The following is a 17,116-nucleotide window of genomic DNA, read 5'->3' on the forward strand; positions in this document are numbered from 1 at the left end:
CCTGTCAGACAAACTATTCCCCTCTGAGTGCATTAACGACATTCATGTCTATTTTGTCGCTGAAGTCATCAAAGATAAAACCAGCAGCATCCTGCCATTCATCTATATTCACTTCTGTAACCGTTCCGCCGGCAGCCTTCCACTCTTCAATTGCACTCAGATCCTCTTCCTGGACCAGTTGGCGTTCGTATGCGCGCGCCTCGGCATCTGCCCGCTTAAGTATTCCGCGCTGCTCATCGGTAAGGCTGTCATATAGGTCTTTATTAATCATATTGACAGTTGCACTGTATATATGGTTGGTAAGGATGCAGTTTGGCGCGGCTTCATAATATTTTCCGGTCAGAATAGGTCCTATAGGATTTTCCATAGCGTCAATGGTACCTTGCTGTAAAGCAGTGAAGACTTCGCTGACAGACATGGGGGTTGCATACGCACCCATTCCGTTCCACAGGGCGATATGAAGGTCATTTTCCATAACACGGATTTTCAGTCCTTTTAAATCGGAAGGGCTGGAGACGATTTTGTTGGTAGTGAAAAGCTGGCGGTATCCCAGTTCCCAAAAGCTAAGGCCATAGATGCCGGTATTGTTTAAGGTATTGAGGATATTCCTGCCGGTATCACCGTCCAGTGCATCATAGGCGGTCTGGCGGTCAGTTACCACATAGGGCATATCCAGTACAAAAAATGCATCAGAGAAATTCCCGACCGTACCGGTTGCTACATTGCACATTTCAATTGTTCCAAGGCTGACACCTTCAATCATATCCCTGTCACCGCCAAGCAGACTGTCAGCAAACAATTCCATGGTAATTTCCCCATTGGAGTATTCTTCTACTTTATCGCACATATACTGGGCGCCTTTTCCAAGGCTGGATTCTGCATTGGCGCCAATACCCAGACGTATGTGGATCTGTCCTTTTTCTTTGCCGGATTGCAACGCATCCTGCTGGACCGTGCCCGTATCCGTGCTGGCGTTCTGTCCGCAGCCTGTCATGGAACACAGTAGGGCTCCTGTTAATAAGATACTGACGAAACATTTTTTCATTTTGACATTCTCCTCTTTATCATGTGCATTATGGGGTGTAAAGACTTCCGTCTGTATGACGATATTCTGTCCAAAGGGTTACTTCGTCCGTGGCAGGATATTTCTTTGCCAGTCCCTCATCAAATTCGATTCCAAATCCCGGTTTGTCGTTGACATAGGCATATCCTTTGGATATCACAGGACATCCGGGGAACATTGCGGTTTCGATATCATTCATGCCGCTCCATTCCTGAACGCCGAAATTCGGGGAAATTAAGTCTAAATGCATCTGCGCTGCATGCCCAACCGGATTTAAGTCATAGGGCGCATGCCAGGCCAGACGGACACCGTGAAGCTCACACATATGCGCGCAGCGAAGCGCGGGAGTGAGTCCGCCAATCATTGTGATGTGGATGCGTATGTAATCAATCAGCCGCTCCGTAACAAGGGGAATCCACTCCAGCTGATTCGTGAATAATTCTCCCATTGCAATGGGCGTCCTGCATGTATTCTTTACTTGCCGGTAATAGTCGCGGTTTTCAGGAGAAAACAAATCTTCAATAAAAAATGGTTCCAGATCTTCCAGGGCTTTTGCCAGATATAGTGCATCGGTTGGAAGAATCCGTTCGTGCACGTCATGGACAAAATACGGCTCACTGCCCATGGCTTTGCGGGCTTCTTCAAATAGGCGGACTGTTTCCTTTGCGTATTTCCTGGAATCCAGATAATTCCCGCTTTTGGTCCCTTCTGATTTTCGGTTGCTGGTGAGCCAATCCATAGAAAAACTCTTAAGCGGGTCATACTGCAGACGGATGTAATTAAAACCGTTTTCCCAGTGGGCCTGTGCTTTTTCGATGACGTCCTGCAAAGATGTGCCATTGGCATACATGTAGACTGCAACAGCCTCCCTGCATTTACCTCCTAAAAGCTGATATACGGGCATGCCCGCCATTTTTCCTTTGATGTCCCATAAGGCTAAGTCAATTCCGCCGATTGCCGTATTCAGCAAAGGGCCGTTGCGCCAATAGGCGTTTTGGTACATCAAAGTCCATAAATCCTGGATATCATCCACTTCCCTGCCAACCAGCAACGGTCTTAGATATTCTTCGATAATTGTAACTACAGCTTTACAGCGCTGTGTGAAAGTGGCGCATCCCAATCCATTGAGTCCGGGCTGATTTGTTTCTATTTTTACCACCACCAGGTTGTTGTTGAAAGGACGCGTTAAAAATGTTTTTATCTCTGTTATTTTTACCATTCTGCACCTCATATAAAACATATTTATAACAACACGCCTGCCCCCGGCCGGTGGACAATTGCGATGCTACTCCTTATTCGGGTTACTATCCTTATTATCGTAATAGTAGTTCAAACGTGCGAAATTTCGGGTGAAAAGCCGTTTTCCTATATTGACTGATTCTTTGGAACCATTGATAATTGCATTGTACAACTCTTTATGATAGACCATGGAATCCGAAAAATATTCCCGTTGTTTTTCTTTGTCATCAGGAGAACGCAGTAAAAATTTATTGCTTTCATGTAGAAAATGAAAAATGTCATCCTTAAAAATCTGAGCTATCTGAGTTAATCTGTCATTGCCTGCAGCGGCGATGAGCGCTAAGTGGAACTTGGCGTCCTGTATGGTGTATTTTTCAACATCCAGTGCATTACTTGCATCTATCATGCCTTGATAAGCATTGGAAAAATGCCTGAAATCAACCGTTTCCCGGTTGGCAATGATAAGCTCCAGCGCCTTTTCCTCTAGCATCTCCCTTAATACGATTATCTCCTGAAATTCTTTTTTCGTCATTTCCAAGGTGAAATTAATTTCGGAAAAATCGAAAAGTTCTTCTGCTCCCAAAACATAAGATCCTTTTCCTGATTTGACCTCAATTAATCCGATTACTTTCAGTTTGCTTAATGCGCTTCGGACGGAAGCACGACTTACATTGAGCATTTCGCACAGTTCAGGTTCGCTCGGAAGTTTGTCCCCGCCTTTCCACACACCGTTTCTGATGTTTTCAAGTAGTTGTTCATATACAATGCAATCAATACGCTGTTTTGTAATTGGTTCCATATAGAATCCTCCTCATATTGTGATGATTACATTATATCATAAAAATCTCTTCCTGTAATCCGTCAGCCATACTTTGTCAGCTGTAATCTGTCACCTGGATTCTGTCTGATGTAACCTGTCTGACAAGTTAATTATATTAATAAGCAGATACAATGTCAATAGATTTTTATATTTTAGGGAATAATCACGAATAAATAGATGAAAAATTGTGCAATTTGATGGTGCCGATGATAAAACACGATAAGATTTCTGAAAGCAATTTATATACGGAATGTTTAGAAGATTTCACCGCATTATACGGCTTATCTTGAAGAATATGAATGTTTGGGGTATAATAGCAATGATTCATCTGCGGAACTGTAAAGTGTTGGGGAGAATGGGAAAGCGGTTAAGAAAAACCACTTATGTAAACTGGAAAGAGGATAACAAAAAACCCTTGATTTCCAGTAAAATCAAGGGTCTGCATCGTCGGAGTAACAGGATTTGAACCTGCGACCTCTCGGCCCCCAGCCGAGCGCGCTACCAAGCTACGCCATACTCCGTTACTATTTGTGAACCTCTAGTATTATAGCAAAGATTTTTCATTTTGAAAAGCCCTAATTTTAATTTATTCAGGAGAATGTAAAATGACACAGGAAAATGCTGTTAAGAAACGGATATTCAGCTTTGATTTGGATATGACGCTGCTGGACCATGCAACATGGGAAATCCCGGCCAGTGCAATGGAAACGCTGGAGCATCTCAGGAAGGATTCCGTGATTGTCATTGCCAGCGGCAGGAACATGGACCATGAGATGAGTTCGATGTACCGGGATATGATTAAGCCGGATGCAGTCATCCATATGAATGGAACCAAGGTGGTTGCAGAGGGAAATGTCCTGTATGAGCATTTAATGGATAAGGAGCGTCTGGAGCGCCTTCTGGCCTATGCGGATGAAAACGGCATTTCCATTGGAATCGGTACAGGGGGATATGATTATTATATCCATCCCGAAGGGGTTGTGCGCATGGATGAACTGCGCTGGGGTGTGTCAGAGCGTAATTTCAGGGATGGATGGGAGCTGATGGAACTGCCGGTGCGGACACTGGTATACATAGGTGGGCCTGACCGGGCAAAGGAGTTGGAGGAGCATTTCCCTGAGTTCAAATTCCCTATGTTTTCCGGGAAAATGGGCGCGGATGTGGTGGAGAAGGAGGCGTCCAAGGCAGAGGGGCTTCTGCGTATCTGCCAGCACTACGGAATCAGCATGGAGCACACGGTTGCATTTGGCGACAGCATGAATGACTATGAGGTGGTCCAGGAGGCGGGAACCGGTATCGCCATGGGGAACGCGGTGGAGGAACTGAAGATGGTGGCGGATTATGTTACGGATGATATTAACCGGGATGGGGTATGGAAGGCCTGCAGGCATTTCGGATGGATATAATATAACAGGATGGGAGATTTACATATGGCTAGGAAATATGATGTTGTGATAATCGGCGCAGGACCGGGAGGATATACGGCTGCCTTTAAGGCGGCGCAGTTTGGACTTTCTGTGGCGCTCATAGAAGCAAAGAAGATTGGAGGCACCTGTGTGAACCGGGGGTGCATCCCGACCAAGGCGCTGCTCCATGCATCGGATATGTTCCATATGATGCAGAACTGCGATGCGTTCGGAGTGTCAACAGACTTCATTGCATTTGATTTTGGTAAGATGCAGAAGTATAAAAAGCAGGCGGTGGCAAAGTACAGGGAAGGGATTGAAGCCGTTTTTGAGCGTCTGGATGTGGATATTATCCATGGAACCGCCAGGCTGCGCAGGGACAGGACCGTGGAGGTGGAACTGGCAGAGGGCGGCCGTGAATTCCTTCAGGGAAATGCCGTCATCCTGGCAACAGGCGCCGTGCCGATCATGAACGACATACCGGGAGCCAGCCTGCCTGGGGTATGGAACAGCGACCGCCTGCTGGCAGCGGAAAGCTGGAATTTTGACCGCCTGACTATCATGGGCGGCGGCGTGATTGCAGTAGAATTCGCAACCATGTTCAACAATCTCTGTTCCCAGGTGACCATTGTGGAAAAGCAGAAGCACCTGATGGCGCCCATGGATGATGTGATGTCAGTGGAACTGGAAAATGAACTCAGGCGTAAAGGGATTAAGGTATACTGTGATGCCACGGTAACAGAGATCCTGGAGGAGGAAGGCAGCTTAAGCTGTGTCATTACGCCAAATGACGGAAGCGAACCGGTTAAGACGCGGGCAGGACAGATCCTGATGGCAATCGGCCGCAGGCCGGATGTGTCACGTCTTCTGGGAAAAGACATTTCCCTGGATATGAAGGACGGCAAGATTGCAGTGAACAGTGATTTTGAGACAAGTGAGCCAGGCGTATATGCAATCGGGGATGTGGCTGCCAGGACACAGCTGGCCCATGTGGCGGCTGCCCAAGGTACCTATGTGGTGGAAAAAATTGCGGGAAGGCCCCACAGTATTAAGCTTGAGGTTGTACCCAATGGTATGTTTGTATCGCTTCCAATTGTGCCAAACTGTATTTATACAGACCCGGAGATTGCCACGGTGGGAATCACGGAGGAAATCGCCAAAACGTGCGGACTCAAGGTGCGCTGCGGACATTTTTCCATGAGGGATAATGGCAAATCCATTATCACCGGCGAAGAACATGGCTTTATCCGGCTGCTGTTCGAGGCATACTCCAATACCATTGTGGGTGCGCAGATGATGTGTCCCAGGGCAACGGATATGATTGGCGAAATTGCAACAGCCATTGCCAACGGCCTGACAGCCCAGGAAATGTCCTTTGCCATGAGGGCGCAGCCCACCTATAACGAGGGAATTGGGGCAGCCATTGAGGATGCCATGCGCCATGATCCGGTTTAGATGCAGGGAATATAAGCTAAGAAAAGAGAGGGAAAAACAATGAACGTGATTCAGGAGAGACTGAGCGCGCTCCGCGCTTTGATGAAAGAACAGGGCATGGACGCATACCTGGTGCCTACGGCAGATTATCATGAAACGGAGTATGTGGGGGAGCACTTTAAATGCAGGAAATATATAACCGGATTTACCGGTTCATCCGGAACCGCAGTGGTTACCATGGACGAGGCCTGCCTGTGGACGGATGGACGGTATTTTGTTCAGGCGGCCTATGAGCTGGAGGGTTCATCTGTCACCATGATGAAAATGGGGCATGAAGGTGTTCCTGAGGTTGAGGAATATCTGGACTACAAGCTTCCGGCCGGGGGCTGTCTTGGGTTTGACGGCCGCGTGGTCAATGCTGCCGTGGGTCTGAACCTGGAAGACATGCTGGAGGACAGGAATATCAGGATTTCCTATGGAGAGGATCTCATTGGAAGGATATGGGAGGACCGCCCTGCCCTGTCTGCACAGCCGGCCTGGGTACTGGCGGAACAGTATGCAGGTAAATGCAGCAAGGAAAAAATTGCAGATGTGCGCGAGGCCATGGAGAAGGCACATGCAACCGTCCATGTGCTGACTGCATTGGATGACATTGCATGGCTTTTGAACATCCGCGGGGACGATATCCTTTATAATCCGGTGGTGTTGTCTTATGTAGTCCTGACCATGGATCAGCTGTATCTGTTTATCAATGAGGATGTAATCCGCGGCAGGGCATATCCATATTTGGATAATGATGATAGTACGACTACCAGGGAATATCTGGAGGGTATAGGGGTTACCATACTCCCATATGATAAAGTGTATGACACGGTGGAGGGACTCAGGAATGAGAAGGTGCTGCTGGAAAAAAGCCGGGTGAACTATGCTATCTACCGACTGCTTGACGGTTCCAATAAGATAATAGGCAGGATGAACCCAACGGCGTTGATGAAGCCCATAAAGAACGATGTGGAAATTGAAAATGTGAAAAAAGCCCATATCAAAGATGGCGTGGCTGTGACAAAGTTCATTTACTGGCTGAAGAAAAACATAGGAAAGATACCCATGGATGAACTGAGCGTATGTGAATATATGGAAAATCTTCGTAAGGAGCAGGAGGGATGCATCAGTCCCAGCTTTGCAACCATATCCGCATACGGAGCACATGGGGCCATGTGCCATTACTCGGCAACCGAGGAAAGCAACATACCATTAGAGCCAAAGGGGCTGTATCTCATTGATTCCGGCGGACAGTATTATGAGGGAACAACCGATATCACCAGGACCATTGCAGTGGGGCCGCTGAAAGCAGAAGAAAAGGAGCATTTTACCCTGGTGCTTATGAGCATGCTGCGTCTGGGGGCGGTGAAGTTCCTCTATGGCTGCCGCGGTCTGAGCATTGACTATGTGGCAAGGGAGCCATTGTGGAGCAGAGGGCTTAACTTTGAGCATGGCACGGGCCATGGGGTCAGCTATCTTTCAAGCTGCCATGAGAGGCCTAACGGAATCCGTTTTAAGATGGTGCCTGAGCGCCAGGACAATGGGGTTCTGGAGCCGGGAATGGTAACATCCGATGAGCCGGGATTATATATAGAGGGAAGTCACGGCATCCGTACGGAGAACCTGACCCTGTGTGTAAAGGACGAGAAGAATGAGTACGGTCAGTTCCTTAAGTTTGAATTCCTGACCTATGTGCCCATTGACTTAGATGCTGTTGAGAAGTCATTGATGACTGAGCGGGATGTGGAGCTCCTCAATGAATATCACAGGCAGGTGTATGAGAAGATTGGTCCCCATCTGACAGAGGATGAAAGGGAGTGGCTGAAGGAGGTTACGGCTGCGATATAGGATGACTGGATGGAGAGATTGTGGATGTGGGAAGAAAACAGGAGGACTGGTTAGAGGTATTGGGGATGTGGGAAAAACCAGGAGGACTGGTTAGAGGTATTGGGGATGTGGGAAGAAACCAGGGGGACTGGTTAGAGAGATTGGGGATGTGGGAAGAAACCAGGGGGACTGGTTAGAGAGATTGGGAATATAGGAAGAAACTAGGGGGGACTGGTTAGAAAAATTGGAAATATGAGAAGAAACCGGAATGTGGTTCAGGATTTGCTGCCTGGGTGGGAAGATGGAACTTTCCAGGAGGGTGGACTTGGGCGGTTCCGGTTTCTTGTTTTGGTTATATATGTTTTTGTGGAAAAGGATGGGGAGATGGCGGCTGGGATGAGGCGGTTAGACTGTTGATTGGTTGAAGAGTAAAGAAATGGGGAAGCCAATTGTTGCAACAGATGGGGTGGGGAGTGAGAAGGGGGATTGGTCAGAACAGGTAGCTGTGATTTCAGTGGTAATTGAAGTGGTGATTGCAACGGTGATTATAGTGATAATTATAGTAGTAATTATGGCGTTCCTGTTTCGTTATATTTACACATTAGATGAAATGTATGGTAAAATGTCGATAGGGTTTTATTACAGATATATTTTGAATTATGAAGATGATTAATTAGAGTGATAGGAGAACGAGGGAATGGCTCAGAGTGCTGGGAATCATAAGAGTGGTAATGGGAAGGTTGGAAGTAGGAGTGCTGGGAACGGCGGTATGGGTAATAGAAGAGTGGGTAAGGGCAGTGCAGGTAATAAAGGTGTGGGCAACAGTGGCGCAGGTCATGGCGGCACAGGTAATAGCGATGTGGGATACAGGGGAACTGTTTATAAATGCGTTTCAAATAAAAGGGACGGGAAGGCTGGGGGGCTGGGAAGGACGAGAAAGCCAGGGAATCCAGATAGCAACGTAGGGGAGTTTGGCAGCGGTATAAGGGCGAGGAAAGAGGACGGGATGGGGAATCCGGGATGTAAGACGAATGCGGTCTATGAGATTAAGAAGAAAGGCACAGGGGAAAAGGATAAAAGAGTTCGATTTGGAAATGAAGAAAAAAGGGTAGGGCGCAAGGTGTCAGAAGGAAGAGGAAAGGGAGAAAAGAGAGGGGGCCTGAGGACGGTAAGGCAGGAAGATAAAGCGCAGAAATATAAAATGCAGAAGAATATTGTGCAAAAAAATGTGGTCCACGGGAACGTCAGCGGGAAAAGTACAGAATGGAAGAATACCGGGAAGAAGAGAAGCCTTTGTCCGGTTGAAAGATATTGCGGCGGATGTCAGATGCTGGATATGGAGTACGCGGAGCAGTTAAAGCGCAAACAAAAAGTGGTGGAAGATTTATTTCGGGGAGTATGCCCTGTAAAGCCTATAATAGGAATGAAGGATCCGTTTCACTACCGCAATAAGGTACATGCTGTATTTGACAGGGATAAAAGAGGAAATATTATCTCTGGTATCTATCAGGAAAACAGTCATGATGTGATTCCTGTGGAAACATGTATGATTGAAGATAAAAAGTCTGATGAAATCATCGGTACAATCAGGGGAATGCTTAAATCCTTCAAAATCCGCACATATGATGAGGACACGGGATACGGGCTTCTTCGCCATGTGCTGATTCGGAGGGCATTTTCAACGAATGAAATCATGGTGGTGCTGGTTACCGCGTCCCCGGTATTTCCATCTAAAAATAATTTTGTGAAGGCACTTCGGGAGAAGCATCCGGAGATAACTACCATAATACAGAATATTAATGGCCGTGGCACCAGTATGGTATTGGGGAATAAAGAGAATGTGCTATATGGAAAAGGTTATATTGTGGACGAACTGTGCAGGTGTAAATTCAGGATTTCATCAAAGTCTTTTTACCAGATAAATCCGGTGCAGACCGAAGTCCTGTATGGAAAGGCATTGGAACTGGCTGGACTTACGGGACAAGAGATGGTGATTGATGCATACTGTGGTATTGGTACAATCGGCATTATCGCCAGCAGACAGGCCGACCAGGTAATTGGCGTGGAGCTGAATCAGGATGCGGTGAAGGATGCGGTGAATAATGCTAAGATGAATGATATTGATAATATCCGGTTCTACTGCAACGATGCAGGCCGGTTCATGGTGAATATGGCTGAACGCGGGGATAAGGTGGATGTGGTGATAATGGATCCACCACGCAGCGGAAGTACGGAAGAGTTTATGGATTCAATTGCTAAGCTTGGCGCAGGTAAGGTGGTTTATGTGTCCTGTAATCCGGAAACACTGGTTCGGGATGTGCGGTATATGAAGAAGCTGGGGTATGCGGCAGAGGGGGTGTGGCCGGTGGATATGTTTCCGGCTACGAGACATGTGGAGACGGTGGTGTTGCTGGAGCGGAAAGCCAAGTAATACAAAGGGTTTCGGGGTTTTAAAGGGTATATGTAGGTGTGCTTTTGAGAGTGGTTAGAGCAAAATATGTTTCCAGTTACTGCGGTGGGGTAAGGGAAACGAACGTTTTGGCAAAAGAGTACGATTTTGATGTGACTATATGCATTGGGTGATTCTTCTTTGAAACAAAATCAACCTGGCTTAACCTAATTCAATCTTCGCAACTATTTTTAAATGATAAGGTTTTAAAAATAGTTATAATAGATAATAAGAAATAGATTTTTGAATTATTGGTATAAGAATTTCACTTTAGAAGTTTAATGTTTAAACTATGAGGTTTATTTGCTTTGAGTCAGGAGGTTTTGTGATGAGTAAATGGAAATTATATTGGGTTGCTTCAGATGGTTTGGAAGATTGTTTTGTTGTGGCGAAAAGTTCAAGAAGTGCTAAACGAATTGAAAAAGAGATGAATGGTTTTGAGAATCAGGATTTACGGGCTACTAGAATTATGGATATTCCTGACAAATATGAAATACTGGCTAATAGAAAATTTCGAGATTGGTCAAAAAAACATGATTATAATAAACATTTAGATGTAGAAAACTTAATTGCATGGCCATACTATGCAGATAAATGGCTATTAGATGAGCTAGGTGCGGAGTATAGAACAATTGAAGGAAAAGAAGAAATTCTGATAAATGATTTTGTTATAACTTCAGATAATATATATCCAGTTGGAGTAAGGGCTATGCAGGAACTGGCGGAATTAACCGGAGTTAAATTTCCTGATATTTCAAATGTTAGTTATGAAGGAATGAGAAAGACACTTGATAATATGCTCGGCATTTGTATAACTACAATTCACAAAATAGAAAATTACATAACAGATTCATTTATTTTTGCTATTGGTAATGAAAAATATGGGGAATTTACTATTAAAGAAGTAACAAAATTATGGAAAAGAAAATTAACATTTGGAAAACTAATTAAACTGATTCAAGAAAGATATGAAATTGATGAAGATATTCATCATGCACTAATTCTATTTTTGACGCAAAGAAATAGAATTGCCCATGGTTTAACTAAGGATGAAAGATATGAAATTGAGACTGTCTGGGGACAGAAAGAATTGGTAGCCTATTTGGCACTTTTTTGAGGAATGCATGGTTGCTAGAAGAAGTGTTTGAATCAGCTTTTATTGTTACGATAGGGGTTGGCTTTAATTTGATAAAAGAAAATAGTGATAATCCAGAGTTATTAAAAACTATTAGCGATTTTGAAAAGGATCCTATAATACAAGATAAAGTAGCCCTATTTTCGGAGGTGTTTCGAATGAAGGATTAACGTTTTATATATTTAAATGAAATATAGGATATTCTTGTATGGAGGAACTGCGTAATAATAAATATCTTATAGACTTTCGAAAATGGATAACTAAAAATCATAGCTCAATTCAACAAGGGGAAATTCGGGATTTTTGCTCAGACGTGGAACGTAGCATAGAAGAGACAAAAAACAAAGTATTCCGTAAATATTTAGATAATAATATTTTCTCGTTTTTAAACCCACAGGAAAAACAGTAATAAAAACGGGAATCGGCGTGTATAGTGCACCTTTTAGCATAGTTGATGCTATTGCTGGAATTGTAATAGATGGTAAAGAATCTTACAAAATAAAGTGTAACAGATGGCAAGGATTCGTAATGGATTCTAAAGAAATTGCAAGAAAAAATAATTTAATATGAGATAGTATTTCGTTGTTGTAAACGACATCCTGACTTAACTACGCTTTGTAGAAATTTATATATAAAAATAAATCATTGGATTGGTTGGATAATGACATGATGAGGATTTAAAAAGAAATATTCAGCTGCTTTTAGTTGTAATTCTTATTTGAGTGCACGTTGCATTCAAGTTTGATGCACCGTATCCTTTTTAATATTGGAATGGACACTGGATGGTCTACTTAATTCGGAGTGGCACTCACCTTTATAGGTATGACGATTTTAAGTATTGCTACTGCATACATAACGTCGAAACTCACCAAAAACAGTAATGACATGCAGGAATAGCAATTGAAATTTTATATACTTGTTTGAACATAATATCATCCGTATAGAAAGTGGTTCCAATAGAAATTATATATCTTATGATTAAATTCGAAGAATCGTAGAAACAAAAGAGGAAGGGGAGAAGGCAAAACAACTGATTGAAACAAGCATTTATATGCTTGAAGCCGTTGACTCTGCAAAAATGGTAGTTGAGGCTGTTGTGGAAAATGTTGAGGTAAAACAGAATTTATTTGCGCAGCTGGATGAAGCCCTTCCTTTGGAAGTCCCCGTATGCAGTAATACCAGTGGCCTTAGGATAACTGACATTAGTGCAAAATGCAGAAATCCGGAGCGTACCGTGACCACACATTTCTGGCTTCCGGCACATTTGGTTCCCCTTGTAGAGGTTGTGATGGGAGAGAAAACTGACTGGACAATTGCAGAAAAGGTGCAAAATGAACTGAGAAAATGGAAGAAATCTCCAGTGTTGGTTAAGCGGGATTTGCCGGGACAACTGGCGAACCGTGTGTTTCAGGCGATTATCCGTGAATCAGTATCCATTGTTGCTTCTGGTCTGGCAAGCGCTGAAGATGTGGATACGGCAATGCGTTTTCCGGAGTGGGGCCCGTTAAAGCATTTGGATGCAATTGGTTTGAATCTTGGACTTACTGTGCAGGAGACGGTTCTTCCGGATATTTGTGCAGACAGGCAGGCCAATGACTACCTTCGTAATATGGTGAAAGAAGGGAATCTTGGAGCAAAGACCGGAAAAGGTTTCTATGATTGGACAAAGCGAAATATAGATGAGGATATGGCAAAGCGTGACCGGTTTATTATCGAAGCAGTAAAAATCACATCGAAACTGAATCAGGGGTAAACCCGACAGGCATTGTCCGCTGGCGTTCACGGCTGATTCAGGTCCTGTTCCTCATCCCCATCAGCCCAATATCCCCTCCAACTACACATCCCTCGGATAAGCAAACTGCACCTCATCCACATAAGTCAGCCCATTCATATCATTCAGGCTGTAGCCGCAATCATTTTCATGATATCCATTCATATGGTTCAAATCAAAATGGGCGGATGGGTCATAGGTCAGTCCATTCTGGTTTTGATAATCAGGATAAATGGGATATATCATCATAAATATACCCTCCTTTCCGGTCTTTCTGTTAGGATGCCGGAAAGGAGGGTATTTTATTCTTTGAGGCCGGATGTTCTGGGGAGAATCCCTGTCATCATGGCTGTTATCGATATTACATAATTAATCCCTTCTATCCTCGACCATTAACGTCTGAATCGTATCCGGCGATGGATTCCAGTTTAATATATAAAGTGTATAAATACGTCTTGGGCGCATGGAAACAGTGGTGGTGACCAATGTTGTTTCCGGTCTGGCAGAACGGGAAACATGGACCGTATAGTTTCCGCTCATCATGGAACTGAAGCTGGCGGCCTGCCTGAAGCTGACTGAGTTAAAGTACACATTTCCAATGGCGGCATTAATGGCGCCGCTGTAATACGCCAGATTGCATACCCGGAAACATGCGTTGGAATATGACATGGGGCATGTGGTATCTGGAATTGAAATCAGATCCAGCCCCCTGGAAGAATTGATGATTGCAATGGTAGCCATTCCATCCCCGACATACAGGGACTTGCGGAGATAGGTGTACCCATTTGACGCTATGGAAAAGGTATGATATCCCTGGGATATCCGCTCATACCGGGTCAGCTCCGGAAAATCAAGGTTCCAGGAAACAGGGCGGTTATCAATATAGATAGTAAATGCATTATAGCCTGTTGCAGCATTGAGAAAACGGACAGCCCCGCGCTGCCAGTGATTGTTGTTACAGAAAAGGCAGGGCATGGGTGCCGGATTAACGGGCGGATAAATTGGACGGTCCGGATAATATGGCGGCATGACTGAAAAGTCCGGGTCGATATCATCATCATATGATGGGACCATAACCTCGTAATCCGGGACTGAGAAATCCGGGTCAACTAAAAAGTCCGGGTCAACAGACAGATTTTCAGTAGAAGAAACCTCCGGGATTATAGAGTCCTCAGAAAGCTGCGCAGCAGTTAGTGGTAGTGATTTGAATTGATTCATGATAATTTCCTAATGGTTGATTTATGATTAATATATTCTGTATTTTTTATATAGTGACCCTATCATGAATGATTTTTAATATAAGCGACAGTACCGCTGTTTTCTGCTATAATTGTTTTATAATCGTCAAAATAAATGGCTGGAAAGAGGGAAGTCTGTGTCCGAAAGAGAAAAAATAAAAGCCACAAAAGGGCAGATAGTGGATTATTGGATTGGTCATGAGGATGAGTGCGGGTTAAGCGTGGATTTTGCTGAAGCCCACGAAAGGTGCTGGCGATGTGGGTGCAAAAGAGGGCTGGAGAGATGCCATATCATACCCCATTCCCTGGGAGGCCGGGATACCCCTTCTAATTTTGTCCTGTTATGCAGCCGCTGTCATCTTGATAATCCCAATGTGTCGGACCCGGAAATCATGTGGGACTGGCTGCGCGCGTATGCTGTGCCATTTTATGATACATTCTGGAATATACATGGGATGAAGGAATATGAAAGGATTTATGGTGTTTCTTTCCGTCAGGAGATGAAAATCCGGAATATCACGAAAAAGAATCAGGATGAGATGAATGATATACTAAAAGAGATGATTCAAAATGCATCTTATCATTTTGGGGACCCACATCTTAATATAGCTACATTGGCTGGAATATACCGTATGGCAATCAAGGAATATGATATGCGGCATGGTCTGGATACGGAAAAGAAAATACATCCATGTATTAATATAGCGGAGTTTCTTTGAGATAGAATACGGATTCGGTAACCATGGAAATGATTGGGAAGATGGTTGATAAAAACTAAGTAAGGAAAGCCAAAGATTCATTTGGGCGGTGGATAATGAAAATATGTACATACTGCAAAAGTGAGATAGAGGACAGTTGTTTACAGTGCCCGAACTGCGGGGCAGCTGAGTTCGTACATAAATGCCCTGTATGCGGAAACAGCTACAGAGGTGAGACCTGTCCGGAGTGTACCATGCAGGCAATCAGTGAAGTGGTGGAATCCGTGGCTGCTTTGACTGGGCGTATGAAGGATATGATTGGGGAAGCGGAAACAAAGGGGAAAGTGGGAGTAAAAGGAGATGTGAAGGCAAAAGGGGAAGCGGAAACAAAAGGTGATATGGAGGATAGCAAAGCGGAAGCAATAACAGGAAAGACCGGCCATATAAAGACTGTCCCTAGACATCCAACCCGCACACACTCAACCCGCAAATACTCAACCCGTATGCAATCAGCCGGCACCGGGACAGAACGAAGGAAGGAATCCCTGTTTGCCAGGATAATACGGTATATTCTTCTGGGTATATTTTTTTATTTCCTTTTTCTTGTTATAATCGCAATTCTGGTAGCCGTATATATAGCCATAACCGGTAATATGCCGGGATTTGTAATGGGATTATCAAGCTGAATCAGGTGGATGGGAGGGGTAATGAAGAAGGTAGATTACTTGTATTATATCGTCATGCTGGCTCTTTGGCCGTTGGTGGACCGTCTGCTTAGTACCGGAACCAGGATCAGCCCTCTGTTTTTCTGGCTGCTTCCCCTATATGCTGCATGGTTCATCGGTTCCCCGTTCCTGCTGTATTGGCTCAGGCAGGGGCTGCCGTTTAAAAAGTCCTTTCATGCCAGCCAGGAATGTAAAATGGAATGGAGTACATTCTGGCTTGATGAGGAGCGCGGAGAGCTGGCGGCACTTTTTATTTTGAATCCTTTTCACATCCAGTATATAGCGGTGCCGCGTATTGACAGTATGGATGTAAGGCTGGATGGACTGACAGCGGACAGGAAATATGTGCAGCAGATCTGCGTCCTTCTTGTAATTGATGGAAAAACATATAGAATGCGGGCTTGCTCCATGGGCCGTTTTGGACCGGTGGGAATGGATGGATATGGCGGAATGGTGTTACGGCAGGTTCAGGGGTTTGCGGGAGCCATATTGGAAGTGAAACAGCGGATGTGTGAGGATGGTAATTGTAATCCCGCATTACCAAAGAGGTTATGAAATCATTTTCAACCAGCGGGGCGGCTGGGGAATATGTAACAGAATGGGGGAAATGGACATGAAGCGATTGCTGATTTGGGGAGCAGGGGACCAGGGAACCGTAACACTGGACTGCGCCCTGGCAATGGGGCAATATGGTGAGATTGATTTTCTGGACATGAAGGAAAAAGGCCACAGGGAGATTCCGGGATACCGGATCCATGAAGAGGCGAAGGTTGATTTGGAGCATTTCCTCCTATCATATGATGAGGTTATTGTTGCGGTTGGCAGCAATGAACTGCGTGAGAAGAAAATCACCCAACTGAAGTCATGGGGGATTCCCTTGGCAACCATCGTCCATCCCACTGCCATAATCAGTCCGTCATCCTGTATCTCACAGGGGTGTACCTTACTGGCCCGCGCGGTAGTCAACCCCAATGCACGCATAGGGATTGGATGCATTGTAAATACCGGTGCGATTGTGGAACATGACTGCGTGGTGGAGGATTTTGTGAATATCTGTCCGGGAGTGTCCATAGCTGGACATACACGGATTGGAAGGAAGTCCTTTATAGGAATTGGAAGTACGGTTATTGATGATATCAAAGTGGGAAAAGAAGTTGTGATTGGAGCCGGTGCAGCCGTAATCCGGGATATCCCTGATTATGCGGTCGCGGCAGGGGTTCCGGCTAAGATTAGATAGCGGTTACTTTCTAAGGACAGGAGAACCCGGTT

At 44.8% G+C, this 17,116-nt stretch carries 18 protein-coding genes and 1 tRNA gene; 13 read left to right on the forward strand and 6 right to left on the reverse strand.

Going from position 1 to position 17,116, the window contains the following annotated elements; all coding sequences use genetic code 11:
* Positions 1–13 precede the first annotated feature (13 nt).
* The 4 genes from MCJ35_RS30400 to MCJ35_RS30415 form a co-directional block, all read right to left on the reverse strand.
* Positions 14–1,045 carry a DctP family TRAP transporter solute-binding subunit gene (locus MCJ35_RS30400; protein WP_025483780.1) on the reverse strand — a complete coding sequence of 344 codons (1,032 nt, stop codon included), beginning with the start codon at positions 1,043–1,045 and terminating at the stop codon, positions 14–16.
* A gap of 28 nt (positions 1,046–1,073) precedes the next feature.
* Positions 1,074–2,282 (reverse strand): enolase C-terminal domain-like protein, encoded by a 1,209-nt coding sequence (locus MCJ35_RS30405; RefSeq protein WP_025483778.1) that lies wholly within the window; start codon positions 2,280–2,282, stop codon positions 1,074–1,076.
* Between the two features lie 66 nt (positions 2,283–2,348).
* Positions 2,349–3,101, reverse strand: coding sequence for a FadR/GntR family transcriptional regulator (locus tag MCJ35_RS30410; protein WP_025483776.1), 753 nt, complete (start codon positions 3,099–3,101; stop codon positions 2,349–2,351).
* Between the two features lie 468 nt (positions 3,102–3,569).
* Positions 3,570–3,643, reverse strand: a tRNA-Pro gene (locus MCJ35_RS30415).
* 84 nt (positions 3,644–3,727) lie between these two features.
* Here MCJ35_RS30415 and MCJ35_RS30420 point away from each other — a divergent pair.
* The 9 genes from MCJ35_RS30420 (at position 3,728) to MCJ35_RS32445 (ending at position 13,168) form a co-directional block, all read left to right on the forward strand.
* Complete coding sequence (locus MCJ35_RS30420; protein ID WP_025483775.1) at positions 3,728–4,528, forward strand: Cof-type HAD-IIB family hydrolase; 801 nt, start codon at positions 3,728–3,730, stop codon at positions 4,526–4,528.
* A 24-nt stretch (positions 4,529–4,552) separates the two neighbouring features.
* Positions 4,553–5,983 (forward strand): dihydrolipoyl dehydrogenase, encoded by a 1,431-nt coding sequence (gene lpdA, locus MCJ35_RS30425; protein WP_025483774.1) that lies wholly within the window; start codon positions 4,553–4,555, stop codon positions 5,981–5,983.
* Positions 5,984–6,022: 39 nt separating this feature from the next.
* Complete coding sequence (locus MCJ35_RS30430; protein ID WP_025483773.1) at positions 6,023–7,852, forward strand: aminopeptidase P family protein; 1,830 nt, start codon at positions 6,023–6,025, stop codon at positions 7,850–7,852.
* A 26-nt stretch (positions 7,853–7,878) separates the two neighbouring features.
* Complete coding sequence (locus MCJ35_RS30435) at positions 7,879–8,028, forward strand: hypothetical protein (RefSeq protein ID WP_155858419.1); 150 nt, start codon at positions 7,879–7,881, stop codon at positions 8,026–8,028.
* A gap of 239 nt (positions 8,029–8,267) precedes the next feature.
* The gene (locus MCJ35_RS30440) at positions 8,268–8,504 is read left to right on the forward strand and encodes a hypothetical protein (protein WP_025483772.1); all 237 of its coding nucleotides are present in this window, start codon (positions 8,268–8,270) and stop codon (positions 8,502–8,504) included.
* 58 nt (positions 8,505–8,562) lie between these two features.
* Positions 8,563–8,796, forward strand: coding sequence for a hypothetical protein (locus MCJ35_RS30445; protein ID WP_155858418.1), 234 nt, complete (start codon positions 8,563–8,565; stop codon positions 8,794–8,796).
* The gene (rlmD, locus tag MCJ35_RS30450; RefSeq protein WP_240299821.1) at positions 8,691–10,262 is read left to right on the forward strand and encodes a 23S rRNA (uracil(1939)-C(5))-methyltransferase RlmD; all 1,572 of its coding nucleotides are present in this window, start codon (positions 8,691–8,693) and stop codon (positions 10,260–10,262) included. The genes MCJ35_RS30445 and rlmD overlap by 106 nt, the downstream gene beginning before the upstream one ends.
* A gap of 346 nt (positions 10,263–10,608) precedes the next feature.
* Complete coding sequence (locus MCJ35_RS30455) at positions 10,609–11,397, forward strand: hypothetical protein (protein WP_025483771.1); 789 nt, start codon at positions 10,609–10,611, stop codon at positions 11,395–11,397.
* Positions 11,398–12,406: 1,009 nt separating this feature from the next.
* On the forward strand, positions 12,407–13,168 hold the full coding sequence (locus MCJ35_RS32445; RefSeq protein WP_353656141.1) for a 3-hydroxyacyl-CoA dehydrogenase family protein: 762 nt from the start codon (positions 12,407–12,409) through the stop codon (positions 13,166–13,168).
* A gap of 81 nt (positions 13,169–13,249) precedes the next feature.
* Here MCJ35_RS32445 and MCJ35_RS30465 read toward each other — a convergent pair whose 3' ends face one another.
* Positions 13,250–13,435 (reverse strand): hypothetical protein, encoded by a 186-nt coding sequence (locus MCJ35_RS30465; RefSeq protein ID WP_025483769.1) that lies wholly within the window; start codon positions 13,433–13,435, stop codon positions 13,250–13,252.
* Positions 13,436–13,555: 120 nt separating this feature from the next.
* Complete coding sequence (locus tag MCJ35_RS30470) at positions 13,556–14,260, reverse strand: DUF4397 domain-containing protein (protein ID WP_334301494.1); 705 nt, start codon at positions 14,258–14,260, stop codon at positions 13,556–13,558.
* A gap of 301 nt (positions 14,261–14,561) precedes the next feature.
* Here MCJ35_RS30470 and MCJ35_RS30475 point away from each other — a divergent pair, with 301 nt between their 5' ends.
* The 4 genes from MCJ35_RS30475 (at position 14,562) to MCJ35_RS30490 (ending at position 17,084) form a co-directional block, all read left to right on the forward strand.
* Positions 14,562–15,143 carry an HNH endonuclease gene (locus MCJ35_RS30475; RefSeq protein ID WP_025483768.1) on the forward strand — a complete coding sequence of 194 codons (582 nt, stop codon included), beginning with the start codon at positions 14,562–14,564 and terminating at the stop codon, positions 15,141–15,143.
* A 293-nt stretch (positions 15,144–15,436) separates the two neighbouring features.
* Entirely contained in the window at positions 15,437–15,808 is a 372-nt protein-coding gene (locus tag MCJ35_RS30480; protein WP_155858417.1) for a hypothetical protein, read from the forward strand.
* Between the two features lie 21 nt (positions 15,809–15,829).
* Entirely contained in the window at positions 15,830–16,402 is a 573-nt protein-coding gene (locus tag MCJ35_RS30485; protein ID WP_227809792.1) for a hypothetical protein, read from the forward strand.
* Positions 16,403–16,460: 58 nt separating this feature from the next.
* Positions 16,461–17,084, forward strand: a complete 624-nt coding sequence (locus tag MCJ35_RS30490) for an acetyltransferase (protein ID WP_025483762.1) — start codon at positions 16,461–16,463, stop codon at positions 17,082–17,084.
* Positions 17,085–17,116 lie beyond the last annotated feature (32 nt).

This window comes from Enterocloster sp. OA13, from assembly GCF_022440595.1.
Taxonomy (GTDB): domain Bacteria; phylum Bacillota; class Clostridia; order Lachnospirales; family Lachnospiraceae; genus Enterocloster; species Enterocloster hominis.

Coding starts and splice junctions, on each gene's coding strand:
- MCJ35_RS30400 (WP_025483780.1), bottom strand. CDS start 1,045: ATGAAAAAATGTTTCGTCAGTATCTTATTAACAGGAGCCCTACTGTGT.
- MCJ35_RS30405 (WP_025483778.1), bottom strand. CDS start 2,282: ATGGTAAAAATAACAGAGATAAAAACATTTTTAACGCGTCCTTTCAAC.
- MCJ35_RS30410 (WP_025483776.1), bottom strand. CDS start 3,101: ATGGAACCAATTACAAAACAGCGTATTGATTGCATTGTATATGAACAA.
- MCJ35_RS30420 (WP_025483775.1), top strand. CDS start 3,728: ATGACACAGGAAAATGCTGTTAAGAAACGGATATTCAGCTTTGATTTG.
- lpdA (WP_025483774.1), top strand. CDS start 4,553: ATGGCTAGGAAATATGATGTTGTGATAATCGGCGCAGGACCGGGAGGA.
- MCJ35_RS30430 (WP_025483773.1), top strand. CDS start 6,023: ATGAACGTGATTCAGGAGAGACTGAGCGCGCTCCGCGCTTTGATGAAA.
- MCJ35_RS30440 (WP_025483772.1), top strand. CDS start 8,268: ATGGGGAAGCCAATTGTTGCAACAGATGGGGTGGGGAGTGAGAAGGGG.
- MCJ35_RS30445 (WP_155858418.1), top strand. CDS start 8,563: ATGGGAAGGTTGGAAGTAGGAGTGCTGGGAACGGCGGTATGGGTAATA.
- MCJ35_RS30455 (WP_025483771.1), top strand. CDS start 10,609: ATGAGTAAATGGAAATTATATTGGGTTGCTTCAGATGGTTTGGAAGAT.
- MCJ35_RS30465 (WP_025483769.1), bottom strand. CDS start 13,435: ATGATGATATATCCCATTTATCCTGATTATCAAAACCAGAATGGACTG.
- MCJ35_RS30470 (WP_334301494.1), bottom strand. CDS start 14,260: ATGGTCCCATCATATGATGATGATATCGACCCGGACTTTTCAGTCATG.
- MCJ35_RS30480 (WP_155858417.1), top strand. CDS start 15,437: ATGATTGGGGAAGCGGAAACAAAGGGGAAAGTGGGAGTAAAAGGAGAT.
- MCJ35_RS30485 (WP_227809792.1), top strand. CDS start 15,830: ATGAAGAAGGTAGATTACTTGTATTATATCGTCATGCTGGCTCTTTGG.
- MCJ35_RS30490 (WP_025483762.1), top strand. CDS start 16,461: ATGAAGCGATTGCTGATTTGGGGAGCAGGGGACCAGGGAACCGTAACA.